The organism is Micromonospora sp. NPDC003944, from assembly GCF_053605225.1.
This window is the reverse complement of the sequence record NZ_JBSGIV010000026.1, coordinates 12575-25284: the sequence shown is the minus strand read 5'-3', so window position 1 is coordinate 25284 and position 12710 is coordinate 12575. Positions and strand designations below refer to the sequence as shown.

The 12710-nt window shown below is 69.2% G+C and carries 13 protein-coding genes; 6 read left to right on the top strand and 7 right to left on the bottom strand.

The features are described 5' to 3' along the window. Nucleotides 1-157: 157 nt before the first annotated feature. Genes ACWER9_RS15210 through ACWER9_RS15195 form a run of 4 tightly spaced genes read right to left on the bottom strand, consistent with a single transcriptional unit; the run spans nucleotide 158 to nucleotide 4531 of the window. The gene (locus tag ACWER9_RS15210; RefSeq protein WP_452302407.1) at nucleotides 158-1366 is read right to left on the bottom strand and encodes an ABC transporter ATP-binding protein; all 1209 of its coding nucleotides are present in this window, start codon (nucleotides 1364-1366) and stop codon (nucleotides 158-160) included. A gap of 10 nt (nucleotides 1367-1376) precedes the next feature. Continuing rightward, entirely contained in the window at nucleotides 1377-2213 is an 837-nt protein-coding gene (locus ACWER9_RS15205) for a carbohydrate ABC transporter permease (protein WP_357347046.1), read from the bottom strand. 1 nt (nucleotide 2214) lies between these two features. After that, nucleotides 2215-3189: a carbohydrate ABC transporter permease gene (locus ACWER9_RS15200; RefSeq protein ID WP_452302406.1), complete on the bottom strand. Its 975-nt coding sequence runs from the start codon at nucleotides 3187-3189 to the stop codon at nucleotides 2215-2217. Between the two features lie 55 nt (nucleotides 3190-3244). Beyond that, nucleotides 3245-4531: an ABC transporter substrate-binding protein gene (locus ACWER9_RS15195; RefSeq protein WP_452302405.1), complete on the bottom strand. Its 1287-nt coding sequence runs from the start codon at nucleotides 4529-4531 to the stop codon at nucleotides 3245-3247. A 431-nt stretch (nucleotides 4532-4962) separates the two neighbouring features. Between ACWER9_RS15195 and ACWER9_RS15190 the strand changes: the two genes are divergently transcribed. The 3 genes from ACWER9_RS15190 to ACWER9_RS15180 all read left to right on the top strand — a co-directional run bounded on the left by ACWER9_RS15190 (nucleotide 4963) and on the right by ACWER9_RS15180 (nucleotide 6605). Next, the gene (locus tag ACWER9_RS15190; RefSeq protein ID WP_452302404.1) at nucleotides 4963-5664 is read left to right on the top strand and encodes a VOC family protein; all 702 of its coding nucleotides are present in this window, start codon (nucleotides 4963-4965) and stop codon (nucleotides 5662-5664) included. A gap of 186 nt (nucleotides 5665-5850) precedes the next feature. Next, on the top strand, nucleotides 5851-6282 hold the full coding sequence (locus ACWER9_RS15185) for a hypothetical protein (RefSeq protein WP_452302403.1): 432 nt from the start codon (nucleotides 5851-5853) through the stop codon (nucleotides 6280-6282). A 47-nt stretch (nucleotides 6283-6329) separates the two neighbouring features. Next, complete coding sequence (locus tag ACWER9_RS15180; protein ID WP_269683309.1) at nucleotides 6330-6605, top strand: hypothetical protein; 276 nt, start codon at nucleotides 6330-6332, stop codon at nucleotides 6603-6605. Between the two features lie 12 nt (nucleotides 6606-6617). On the opposite strand, the gene ACWER9_RS15175 is transcribed toward ACWER9_RS15180, so the two are convergent. Together ACWER9_RS15175 and ACWER9_RS15170 are read right to left on the bottom strand one after the other, a co-directional pair. Continuing rightward, the gene (locus ACWER9_RS15175) at nucleotides 6618-7403 is read right to left on the bottom strand and encodes a L,D-transpeptidase family protein (RefSeq protein ID WP_452302402.1); all 786 of its coding nucleotides are present in this window, start codon (nucleotides 7401-7403) and stop codon (nucleotides 6618-6620) included. A 407-nt stretch (nucleotides 7404-7810) separates the two neighbouring features. Continuing rightward, on the bottom strand, nucleotides 7811-8521 hold the full coding sequence (locus ACWER9_RS15170; protein WP_452302401.1) for an HAD family hydrolase: 711 nt from the start codon (nucleotides 8519-8521) through the stop codon (nucleotides 7811-7813). A 122-nt stretch (nucleotides 8522-8643) separates the two neighbouring features. Here ACWER9_RS15170 and ACWER9_RS15165 point away from each other — a divergent pair, with 122 nt between their 5' ends. After that, on the top strand, nucleotides 8644-9288 hold the full coding sequence (locus tag ACWER9_RS15165) for a hypothetical protein (protein WP_452302400.1): 645 nt from the start codon (nucleotides 8644-8646) through the stop codon (nucleotides 9286-9288). Nucleotides 9289-9316: 28 nt separating this feature from the next. On the opposite strand, the gene ACWER9_RS15160 is transcribed toward ACWER9_RS15165, so the two are convergent. Then, nucleotides 9317-9895, bottom strand: a complete 579-nt coding sequence (locus tag ACWER9_RS15160; protein WP_452302399.1) for a TetR/AcrR family transcriptional regulator — start codon at nucleotides 9893-9895, stop codon at nucleotides 9317-9319. A gap of 177 nt (nucleotides 9896-10072) precedes the next feature. Between ACWER9_RS15160 and ACWER9_RS15155 the strand changes: the two genes are divergently transcribed. Continuing rightward, nucleotides 10073-11287, top strand: coding sequence for a low temperature requirement protein A (locus ACWER9_RS15155; protein WP_452302398.1), 1215 nt, complete (start codon nucleotides 10073-10075; stop codon nucleotides 11285-11287). Nucleotides 11288-11736: 449 nt separating this feature from the next. Further along, entirely contained in the window at nucleotides 11737-12519 is a 783-nt protein-coding gene (locus ACWER9_RS15150; protein WP_452302397.1) for a hypothetical protein, read from the top strand. Nucleotides 12520-12710 lie beyond the last annotated feature (191 nt).

Genomic DNA, 12710 nt, shown 5'->3' with positions numbered 1-12710 from the left:
CCCCACCCCGCAGAAAACACCCCCACGCCCCGCCTCCCCGCCGCGCCGATCTTGCACTTTCTGTCGCGATAAAAGGCGCATCCCACCCCTATCGACAACCGAAAGTGCAAGATCGGCGCGGGCTGCGGATCAGGCCAGGCCGCGCGGGCCTGGGGCGTCAGGCCCCGAGGGCACCCGCCGAGCGGCCCTCGTGCAGGGTCAGGTTGCGGCCGGTGCCCGGGTCGAACAGGTGGATCTTCTCCAGGTTGAACCAGACCCTTCGCGTCTGCCCCTCGGCGACCGGGGACTCGGCGGACAACCGGGTCACCAGGTGGCCGCCGGCACCGGCGAAGTCGGCGCCGCCCGCGTCGGCGGCCAACTCCTCCAACTCGGCGGCGCTGGCCTTCTCACCCTCGACGGTGAAGTAGACGTACTTGTCCGAGCCCATCGACTCGACGATGTCCACCGGCGCCTCGAACTCCAGGCCCCGGCGGCGGGTGTCGTCGTCGACGAGTTCGGCGTCCTCGAAGTGCTCGGGCCGGATGCCGAGGATCAGCTCGCGCGGCGCGTCGGCCGTCTCCAACTCGCGGCGGACCCGGTCGCCGAGCGGCACCGTGCCCAGGGCGGTGTGCAGCTCGCCGTCCTGCACGGCGGCGTGCAGGAAGTTCATCGACGGTGAGCCGATGAAGCCGGCCACGAAGAGGTTGCGGGGGTGGTCGTACAGCTCCTGTGGCGGCCCGACCTGCTGCACCGCACCCCCTCGCATGATCACCACGCGGTCGCCGAGGGTCATCGCCTCGGTCTGGTCGTGGGTGACGTAGACGGTGGTGGTGCCGAGCTGCTTCTGCAGGCGGGACACCACGGTGCGCATCTGCACCCGCAGCTTGGCGTCGAGGTTGGACAACGGCTCGTCCATCAGGAACGCCTTCGGTTGGCGGACGATCGCCCGGCCCATCGCCACCCGCTGACGCTGGCCACCGGAGAGATTGGCCGGCTTGCGGTCCAGCAGCGAGGTCAGCTCCAGCACCTTCGCCGCCTCGTCGACCTTGCGGTTGATGGTCTCCTTGTCGAGCTTCGCCAGCCGCAGCGGGAACGCCATGTTCTCCCGCACGGTCATGTTCGGGTACAGCGCGTACGACTGGAACACCATGGCGATGTCCCGGTCCCGGGGAGCCTTGTCGTTGACCCGCTGCCCGGCGATGCGCAGCTCACCGGAGCTGATGTCCTCCAGCCCGGCGATCATGTTGAGGGTGGTGGACTTGCCGCAGCCCGAGGGTCCGACCAAGATCACGAACTCGCCGTCGGCGATCTCCAGGTCGACGTCCTGCACGGCGACGGTCCCGTCCGGGAAGCTCTTGCTCACCTTGTCCAGCACGATGTCAGCCATGACTACCCACCTATCCCTTGACTGCGCCGGAGGTCAGACCGGACACGATGCGACGCTGGAAGAAGAGAACGAACAGGATGATCGGTACGGTGATGACCACGGCGGCGGCGCAGATCGCCCCGGTGGGGTCTTCGAACTGCGACGCGCCGGTGAAGAACGACAGCGCGGCCGGCACCGTGCGGGACCGCTCGGTCGAGGTCAGCGAGATGGCGAACAGGAAGTCGTTCCAGCAGAAGATGAAGACCAGGATCGCCGTGGTGAACAGCCCGGGTGCGGCCAGTGGCGCGATCACCCGCCGGAACGCCTGCCCCTGGGTGGCGCCGTCCATCTTCGCGGCCTTCTCCAGATCCCACGGGATCTGCTTGAAGAACGCCGACAGCGTGTAGATCGCCAACGGCAGCGCGAACGTGATGTACGGCAGGATCAGCCCCGGCCAGGTGTCGAAGATCTTGAGCTGGCGCTCGATCTCGAACAGCGGCGACACCAGTGACACCTGCGGGAACATCGCGATCAGCAGGGACACACCGACAAGCGCCTTCTTGCCGGGGAAGTCCAGCCGACTGATCGCGTACGCGGCCATCGCACCGAGCACCACCGCGATCAGCGTGGCGATCAGCGCGATGCCGATCGAGTTGATCAACGCCCGGACGAACTGGTCGGTGTCGAAGATGGTCCGGTAGTTGTCGAGCGTCCACTCCCGGGGGATGAAGTTCCCGTCGGTGAGGGTGGCCGGCGTCTTGAACGACAGCGACGCGATCCACAGCACCGGGACCAGCGCGAAGACGACCACGAGGACGTCGAGCAGACCCCAGCGCAGCTTTGCCCTGGTCGTGGTTTCGACAGCCATGTCAGCGCCTCTCCCCGTCGTCGCTGCCCGGAGCAGCGGTGCCGAACAGCTTCACGAAGACGAAGGCGATGATCGCCACGGTGATGAAGATCAGCACCGACATCGTCGAGCCGATGCCGAGGTTGAGACCCCGGATCAGGTTGTTGTAGGCGAGCATCGACACCGACGAGGTCTCGTTGCCCCCGGCGGTCAACACGAAGATGTTGTCGAAGACCCGGAACGCGTCCAGGGTGCGGAACAGCAACGCGACCAGGATCGCCGGCTTCATCACCGGCAGCATCACCTTCGTGAACTTCTGCCAGGCCGTCGCGCCGTCGGTGGAGGCCGCCTTGAGCAGGTCCTCCGGCACCAGCGCCAGCCCGGCCATCAGCAGCAGCGCCATGAACGGGGTGGTCTTCCAGATCTCCGCCAGCATGATGATCGCCAGGGAGCTGGCCCGCTCGGTGAGGGGCGCGCCGTCGCTGAACAGGTCGGCCAGGTAGCCGGTGCCGGGCGTCCAGGCGTACCGCCAGGAGAACGCCGCGACCACGGTGACGATCCCGTACGGGATCAGCGCCGAGGTCCGGACCAGCCCTCGGCCGACCAGGGTGCGGTGCATGATGATCGCCAGGCCCATGCCGAGCACCAGCTCGACGGCCACGGTGACCACCGTGATCAGCGCGGTCACCCCGAACGCCGTCCACCAGAACTCGTTGGTGAGCACGGTGACGTAGTTCTCCAGCCCGATGAACTCGCGCTGGTCGGGGAAGCGCAGATCGTAGCGCTGCAACGACAGCCAGACCGAGTAGATGATCGGGTACGCGGTCACCGCGACCATGACCAGCGCGGCCGGCGCGCAGAGCAGCAGACCGAGCCGGCGTTCGGCCTTCTTGTTCTCGCTCAGCGGAGCCTTGGCACGGCCGCCACGCTGGGTGGGCACGCTCGCGCGCTGACCATCGGTCTTCTCCGGTGTCTCAGTGGTGGCGGGCCGGGTCACGGTGCCACCTCCTCTCGCGACTGCGGGGCTCGCAAAACCGGCTCACTCCTCGCGCTCATGGCAGGACCCCCTTCGACTGGAGGGCGTCGGCGATGGCGTCGCGCAGCTCGTCGGCGGTCTGCTGCGGACGGATCCCGGACGGCGGCGACAGGATCGCCGACATCACGGTGGAGATGCTCTGGTAGGCGGGGGTCAGCGGACGCGTCGCCGGCTCCTTCAGCTCCTCCAGGATGGTGTCCTTCATCGGGTACGCCTCGGTCATCTCCGGGTCGTCGAAGACGGCCTCGATGGTGGGTGGCACGCCGTCGTTGATTGCGGAGAACTTCTGGTGCTCGGCGCTGCGGATGCACCGGGCCGCCTCGAAGGACTGCTCCGGGTGCTTGGAGTAGGAGCTGACGGCGAGGTTGACCCCGCCGATGGTGACCTTGCTGGGGGTGCCCTCGTCGATGCCCGGAATCCGGGCCCAGCCGACCTGCTTGGCCAGCTCCGGGTTCGCCTCCTGTAGGGCCGGGTAGACGAACGGCCAGTTCACCTGGAACGCGCCCGCACCGGACTGGAACTCCAACCGGACCGGGTCCTCGGTGGCGTTGCTGAACGACGGCGAGGTCACACCCGACGTGGCGAACGTCTTCAGCTGCTCCAACGCACGGACTGTGCCCTCGTCCATCACGGCCTTCGTACCGTCGTCGTTGAGGATCTTGCCACCGGCGCTCTCGGCCAGGGTGTTGTAGAGGACGACAAGGCCCTCGTACTGGGCACCCATGGTGAGCACCTGGTACGGCTTGCCCTGGTCCTTGAGCTGCTGCGCCGCGCTGATCATCTGGTCCCAGGTGGTCGGCGGCTGCGGCACCAGATCCTTGCGGTACCAGAGCAGTTGGACGTTCGTGTTCTTCGGCGCCGCGTACAGCTTGTCCTCGTAGCGGGCGGTGTCCAGCGGCCCGGCGAGGGTTCCCTGCTCGACCTCGGCCTTGTCCTGGCCGGTCCACTCGCGGATCCAGTCGGCGCTTGCGAACTCCTGGGTCCAGGTGACGTCCAACCCGAGCAGGTCCATCCCGCTGTCCTCGGCGGCCAGTCGGCGCACCATCTGCACACGCTGGTCGTCGGCCTGCCGGGGCAGCACCCGGTAGGCGATCTCGTACCGTCCCTGGGCCTGCGCGTTGCAGTCGTCGACGACCTTCTGCAGGTTCTGCTCGGGCGGGTAGTACAGGTTGATCGTCGGTGGGCCGCCGGCGTCGTCCGCGCCGCACGCGGCCAGCGGCGCGACGAGTGCCAGCGCGGCGGCCGCCGCCCCCAGCCGCGCAACCGGCCGGCGTCGGTGTCGAGCCGTTTCGGGGTCCGTCATCGCCCTCCCCCTCTCCTCGGCGAAAGACCGGGGAGGGCATCCGTGCCCCGGCGCACGGCGAGTCGACTCCGAGCCGGCAAGCTGCGCAAACGCCGGCCCGGATGCCTCTGTGCGGCTACTCTGCCCCACCCGTGGAGCCGCGAAACCTGACTGTCACAGCGAGCGTGCGCGCAGCGACCGGCAGTCGTCGCCCGGCGACCAACGCCTCCACTCGGCTTCCGGGAAGTCGTGCTGTCACCCCGCCGTGGGCTGGTGCGCGACGATTGCGGCCAGGCCAGGTCAAGGCCCGGTCGATCATGGAGTTGTGGTGCCGGGTTTGGTGTCCCGCGAGGACTTTGTCACCCACCACAACTCCTTGATCGACGAGGCGTCGGGCGGGACTGACTCCGCAACGTGCGCGGGCGCCCGCCCGGACCAGGCATGCTGGAGCCATGATCGCGCGCTTCAAGGACCTCTGCCTGGACGCCCCCGACCCGCTCACCCTCGGCGCCTTCTGGGCCCGGATGCTCGACGGTGACGTGGCCGACGCCGGCGACGGCGACACCCGGGTGGACCCCCGTTCGGCGCGCTCCAACGCCGAGTCGATCTGGGTGAACAAGGTGCCGGAGCCGCGGGTCGGCCGGACCCGCGTACACCTGGATCTGCGGTTGCCCGGCGCGGACCCGGCGCCGCTGCTCGCGGACGGCGCCCGGCTGGTCCGCGAGCCGAACGACGACGGCCGGTGGGTGCTGGCCGACCCCGACGGCAACGAGTTCTGCGCGCTCGCGGCCGACGCCGACAGCCGCCCGGGGCCGTTCCAACTGGTGGTGGACGCGCTCGACCCGCCCGCCCAGGCGACGTGGTGGGCCGGCGTGCTCGGCGGCACCGCCGAGCACGGATCGACCGACGCGTCAGTTGTCGGCGCGGCCGGTCTCCCGTGGCAGTACTGGGTGTTCGACGGGGTGACCGAACCCAAGACGGTCAAGAACCGCATGCACTGGGACGTCGAGTTGGCCGACCCGGAGCCGATGGCGCTGATCGCGGCGGGTGCGACGCTGCTGCGCGAGCCGCTCGACGAGGCGCACTGGTGGTGGGTGCTGGCCGACCCCGAGGGCAACGAGTTCTGCGCCTTCGCACCACGCCCCACCGGGTGAACGACCGACTACCGAGCGCGGGCGTCGTCGGCTAGCGTTTCCGTAGCGCCGTAGCTGGCGCGTTCGCCACCGCCGTCGACACGCCTCCGGCCGACCCCACGCCTGCCCGAACGGTTGGTAATCGCGGGAACGTCCCACCGCCGCTCCCCCGGTTCGGCAGGATCGTCCCAACGAGGAGGTGCCGACGTGCAGGACACCCGCGCTCTCGCCCTGACGTTCGAGGTGAGCGGCCTGCCACCGGTCAAGACCGAAGCGTTGTCCATCTTCGCCGCCGGGCACCGGCAGGCGACGAGGGTCCGCACCCTGCTCCAGGCTGCCCTCATCGCGGCCCAGCGCACCGGCTGGACGCCGTTGCCCGGGCCGATCGAGGTCGACCTGGTGCTGCGCTGCCCGCCCGGGCACCGTACGTCCGACGCCAGCACCCTGCTCGGCGGCGTCTGCGCCGTGTTGCAGGACAAGAAACGGGTGTCGAGCATCGGCCTCGCCCACCTCGGCGTGCTGGTGGACGTCGCTCTCTACGACGACGACCGGCAGATCCGCCGGCTGTCCTACCACGAGGAGCCGGCCGAGGACTTCTCGTACCAGGTGCGGGTCGCCGCCGTACCGACCGGGGTTTGACCGACGTCCGCGGTGGGGTATCGCGGACGCCGACGAAGGGAGCACCGATGTCGGAGCCACATGTCACGCTCGACCCCCGCGGGCTCGACCCCGTGCAGCAGAAGCTGCGCGGCCCGTTGGAGGAACAGCTGACCTCGGCGCTTCAGGCGGCCACCGACCGGGTCCGCGCCGACTACGCCGGCGAACCGGTCGAGCAGGTCTGCCAACGACTGTTGGAGGAGACCCGCTCCGGGTTGCACCCCGACATCGCCGCCGGGTTCAACCCGGACATGGACGAGTTCTGCCGGGTGGCAGTGGCGATCGTCCGGCGCGAGGCCAGCTGAGGCAAGGCCGCCTCAGTATCGACCAAGCTCGGCGTACGGGCTGAGCACGATCCTCGGTGACAGCGCCGGGTCCAGCCAGTTGAGCACGTCGACCAGGTGATTGTGGGCGAGGGAGACACAGCCGGCGGTGGCGTTGCCGGCGCTGGTGCTGAACTGGTGCAGGAAGATCCCGCTGCCCGCGTTCGGCACCGGCTTCGGCACGTTCGGCGGCATGTTGTAGGTGATCACCGCGAAGTGCGTGTACGCCGGGACCTCCTTCCACAGCGCCTCGCTCGCCCCGCCCGGGTTTGTCGCACTGTGCTGGAAGGTGTTGTACAGCGCCGACGACGGGTTCTCGTTCCACCAGTCACCGCTGACCAACCGGTGGTAGGGGAACCGCACGCCCGGGTTGGCGTCGATCCCGTACATGGTGGGGCCGATCGAGTAGACGCCTGTCGGCGTCGTCGGCACACCCTCCACGTGGTTGTCGCTGAAGCCCTTCGAGCCGATCCGGGCGGGCAACGTCGCCGCGGCCGGCTGCCAGCCGTTGCGCACCCGCACGTACGCCTCCAGCGTCGCGTACGTGGTGGTGTAGCTGGTGGCGCCGACGATGATCACTTGCTTCGTCTCCGGCGGTAGCGTCCGCAGTTCACTCGCCCGGTTGTGGCGCGGCAGCGCCGACCAGGAACCGGGCACGGGGGCCGTGCCCCAGGCCGGCCGCAGCGGCCCGCTCGCACCGAGTGCGGGCGCGGCCGGAGTGAGCACGGCCGGGGCGGCCAGACCCGCCGCCGCACCGAGCAGGAGAGATCTGCGCTTCATGCCGCCATCCTGACAGTCGATCTGACGTGCGGTCTGCCCCGCTCGCCACGGTGGGACGATTCACCGGCCGGGTCAGGACCGGGTCCGCAACTACCCGGCCCTGACCCTCGGCCGTCCGACAGGGGAGCGGACAGCTCCGGGCACCCCGCGGCGCGGGCATGCACGATGCCACGCGCCGTCATGGGATGAGCGGCCGCTCCGCACTCAGCTCCACGGTGCTCACCCGCCGAACGCCGACGCGCCCCGACACACCCCGAAGGGCCGTGAGCGCCGGCCCAGGCTAGGCGGGCTCCGACCGGCCGGACAAGCCGCGACGGCCGGGCGGCGGCAGAATGATCCCACGCTGAAAAACAGCCATCTCGGCGTAACGCGACCATGATCGCCGACGCTGTTTGCCTTCGGTACGGTCAGAAGTGCCCCAGCAGGTCACGGAACGCGGCGAGCCGCAGCACCCCGTCGTCGGTCGGGTCCAGCTCGTCGTCCTCGAGCACCCACGTGTTCGCGTTCGGGATGAACACCGCGTTCAACCCGGCCGCCCGCGCCGGCAGGATGTCGGACTTCGGAGAGTTGCCGATCATCCACGCGCCGGCCGGCGCGAAACCGTGCTGCCGGGTGAGCCACCGGTACGTGTCGACGTTCTTCTCGGCGACGATGTGTGCCGCCCCGAAGTGGTGCAGCAGGCCGCAGGCGTCCAGCTTGCGCTGCTGCTCCTCTTGGTCGCCCTTGGTGAGCAGCAGCAGTTCGTGCCGTCCGGCCAGCTCGTCGAGCGCGTCGGCCACCCCGGGCATCAGCTCCACCTGGTGCTCGACGAGGGCCAGTGCCAACCTGTCGATCTCCTGACGTTCGGAGTCGGTGGCCGGCCGCTCGCGCAGCCGCTCCAGGCACTCCGCCAGGCTCCGCAGGAAGACCTTGCTGCCGTACCCGTGCGCCACGGCGTTGGCCCGCTCGATGTCGTCGAGGACGGCCCGCAGCTCGACCCGGTCCAGGGTGGGGTGGTCCAGCCAGCCCAGGAAGTCGTCGATCACCCGCTCGAAGACCACGTTGTTCTCCCACAACGTGTCGTCCGCATCGAAGATCAACACTTGCGCCTGCCGCCGCGCCGCCACGCCGACCGTCATGCCGCCCCCTCCCCGCGCCCACCGCCCGGCGGGCAAGGAGACAGGATAGGCGGGGTACAAACGGCAGGGCCCATGATTTTCTCCGCTCGACAGGGTCCGGCACGGCTTTCGAGGAGTACGGCATGGTCACCATGAAGTGGGTCACCGGCGCGGCGATGCTTGCCTGCGCCAGCGCGCTGGTGGCGTGCCAGGGCGGTGCCGACAAGGCGCCGGGCACCGCGGCGGGCACGCCGACCCCGACGGGTGCGGTCACGAGCACGCCGACGCCGACGGGTGCGGTGACGAACACGCCGACGCCCACCGCGACCGACCCCCTGCTGTCCGGCAAGCGCGAGGTCACGATCACCCGGGTGCAGGGTTCGGGAGACGCGCTCGAGATCAGCGGGCGGCTCGAGGAGGGCGGTGACACCGGCGGTCGCACCCTGTTCGTGCCCACCCCGATCGGCGGAGACCAGTACGTGATCAGGGCATTCGGCGTGAAGGACGGCCACCCCGCCAACGACGACCCGTCCTGCTGGCAGGTGAACGGCCTGGACATCGAGCCCGAGCTGACCATCCGGGCCGTCGTCTGCGACGAGGACGACCCGATCCAGCGGTTCACCATCATCCCGAAGGGCAACGGCACGTACGCGATCGGCAGCGAGACCCGGTTCCTCCAGCACCTCCCCGGCAACGGCCTCGTCCTCAAGGAGTTGGGCAACGCCAAGCTGAACACCACGTTCCGCTTCACGGACAAGGGCGCGGCCGACCGCGAGCCCGTCAACTGACCACGATCACCGGCCGACGGCGCGGTGCTCAGGGCCACCGCAGCAACCCTTGCGCGATCAACGCCTCGCGCTCGTCCTGACCCTCCGGTCGGAGCCGACCACCACGGGTGAGCATCACCACGCCGTGCAGCAGGCTCCAACCCACCTCGGCGAGGGTGTCCGGGTCCCGACCCTCGGCCAGCGGCGTCAACGCCGCCCGCAACTCGGCGAAGACCGCCCGCGGCGCGGCCGGCACGCCATCCACGCCGAGGGCCAGGTCGGGGGTCAGCGCGAGCATCGCGTCATAGACCTCCGGATTCGTGTACGCGAAGTCGAGGTACGCGCTCGCGACCGCCGGCCAGACCCCCTCGGGGCTGCCGACGCTCTCCGCGTGCGCCTCGGCGAGATCGGCGGCCAGGTCGGCGAAAGCACACACCGCCACGGCGGCGATCAGCGCCTCCAGGTCAGGGAAGTGCCGATAGATGTCGCCCATGTCGATCTCGGTGCGTTCGGCGAGCCGGCGGGTGGTCAGACCCGCCCAACCCTCCGTCTCGGCCAACTCTCGCGCGACCGTGACGATGAGGTCACGCCGGTCCTGTTCAGTGGCCTTCTCGGCAGGTCCGGGCACGTCCACGAGCGTAAGGGCGTACACCTGCCGTAGCTGCCAGGTGACAGATTGGTGACTGATGTCGGTGGCCCGCCGCCCTCCCCACGTGCCGCCACCGCCCCCTGCCTCGTTAGGCGAGCGGATCACCACGACGGGAGGGCACGTGGTCGTTCGGCGGCACCGGCGCCTGGCGGGCCGATGAGCAGCACCCACGACGGGCTGGTGCGCGGCGACACGACCCGCCAACGGGCCACCTTCCTGGAACTCTTCCTGGACCTGGTCTTCGTCTTCGCCCTCACTCGGATCTCCGCGCGGCTGATCGTCGACTTCACCGACGGCCCACGCGGCGTGTACGCGGGCCTCGGACAGGCCCTGCTGCTGTTCCTGGCGCTCTGGGCGGTCTGGTCGGTGACGGTCTGGTCGACGAGTTGGCTGGACCCGGACGCGCCGATCGTCCAGACCGTCATCATCATGACGCTCGGCGGCTCCATGACGATGGCCGTCGCCGTGCCCGACGCCTTCGGTGAACGGGCCGCGCTCTTCGCCATCACGTTGGTGACCCTCCAGATCGGCCGAGTGCTCTACTTCCACATCGCCGGGCACGGCCGGCCGGACCCGCAACAGTCCATCCGGATCCTGTGTTGGTTCGGCTTGAGCGCGCCGCTCTGGGTCGTCGGTGGGCTGCTCGACGACAGCACCGTCCGTGGGGCACTCTGGACCCTCGCCGTGCTGACCGACTACAGCGGGCTGCTCCTCGGTTGGCCGACCCCCCGACTCGGCGCGCAACGGATCGGGGTCCAGATGCTCGCCGCCGAGCACCTGGCCGAGCGGTACCAACAGTTCTTTCTCATCGCTCTCGGCGAGGCGATCTTCGTCATCGGGCTCGCCTTCAGCGGCAGCGAGTTCCACGCCGACCAGACGGCCGGGTTCGTCCTGGCGCTGGCGTCCACAGTCCTGATCTGGCGGATCTACTTCCACCTGGCGGGAGGGCTGCTGGACATGGCCGTCGACCGCGCCCGCAACGCGGCCCGGCTCGCCTCCGACATGGCGATCGCCCACATGGTCATGATCGCGGGGATCGTACTGACCGGCGTCGGCTTCGAGCTGTTCATCACCGAGCCGCTCGGTCACCTCCCGGGGACCTGGCTCATCGCCATCGTCGGCGGCCCGGTGCTCTTCCTCGCCGGCCGAGCGGCGCTCGAGTACCAGGTCTTCGCCCGGGTCTCCCGGTCCCGGCTGGTCGGTCTGCTGGCCCTCGGTCTGTTGACCCTCGGCCTGCTGACGCCGGTGGGCCTGCACGTCGACCCGCTCACCGCAGGCGCGGCCGCCGCCCTGGTCCTGCTCGGCGTCGCCGGCGCGGACACCCGACGCGCGCACCGGCACCCATCGGAGACACCGTCGCCGCCGTACTAGGCCGCGCGGTCAGCGGCGCAGGGCTGTCGCGTGCCGCAGGTGCGACAACTTCTCCGGGTTGCGCTACGAGGACCTGAGCCTGCCTCCGACCCTCTTCGACCCCGCGTCCGTCTACGTGGGCGCCGACCCCAGAGCGGGCAAGCTGATCATCCACGTCGGCTACCAGTGAGCGCCGGGGCGGCGTCGCTGTCGCCGAGGGGCAAGGGGCCGACACGCAGCGCCAATCACTGAGGCCAACCAGCTGGCGAGGGGCGGCTCGCTGTCGTGACAGCACGACATAGACAGGTGGATACTGACCGATGCGCTTTTTCTCGCCGCACCCCTAGAGAAGAGACACCGATTTGACGAAACTCTCGAGCGTCGCCACCGTGCTCGCACTCTCAGTTGCAATCGCCATCGCCCCGGCAGCGGCTGCCTCCGCCGCTACCGACCGGAGTGGGGCGGTCCGGTTGGACATCCCCAACAGCAGTGCGTGCAAGGCCGGCCGCACGGTCATGCAGGGCATGGTCGCAGGGCCGGGCGGTCAGCTCTACATCGTCTTCACGAAGGCAGCCGGCGCGGAACCGGTCCTGTCCCGGTGGCTGCGTGACGGCTCGACCTGGGACAGCGCCAGCTGGGTCTGCTCCGGTGCCCCTACCTCCTTACCGACACTCGGCCACGGCAACGACCTCGCCTACAACGCGAACTATCTCGGCCAGGGCCCGGCCTTGATTGCCGCCCAGGGAAGCCAGTCCGCGTTCCTGAGCGACAAGGTGACAATCATTCGCCTGAACGCCAACGGAACCATCGGCACCACCGGTGAGGTGCGTCTGCCGATCGGCAACATCAGCGGATTCTGCTACGGCGCGACGGCTGCCGGCGGTGCGGGAAAATATGCGGCCCGCCGGTTGGGCAGCCTGTGGACCCATCCCGGCGCTGGCGCGCTCACCAGTGGATGGACGCTGGTCAAGAGCAACCTGACGAGTCACGACAATCGTTCCGACCAGGGCATCGACTGCTCGGAGAACTACATCTGGAACACCAAGTCGATCAACACCTCGACGCCTTCGACCGGATGGAACTGGTTGTATCAGTACAACTGGGCCGGGGGCGATGTGGAGAGCGACATCGGAATCCCGAGCAACAACCTCGTCGATGAGATCGAAGATGTCACCCATGTGGGAAGCGAGTTCTTCGTCGGCATCAACCGCAACGACGGGCTCGCCGACACCGTGAAGGTGCTCATCGAATAGCTCAAGGTGACGGGTGAGTTCGTACGTACCCGTGGTCGGGGGTCGCCCGCACGATCGTGCTCGATCCAGGATCGAGTGGCCTCAGTGCGTCAGCGACACCACTACAACATGGATCGAGCACGATCATGCCAAGGCCAGCGGCTCAAGGCCCGGGTGGCTCGGCAAGATCCGTGCAACTGTCCTGATGTTGC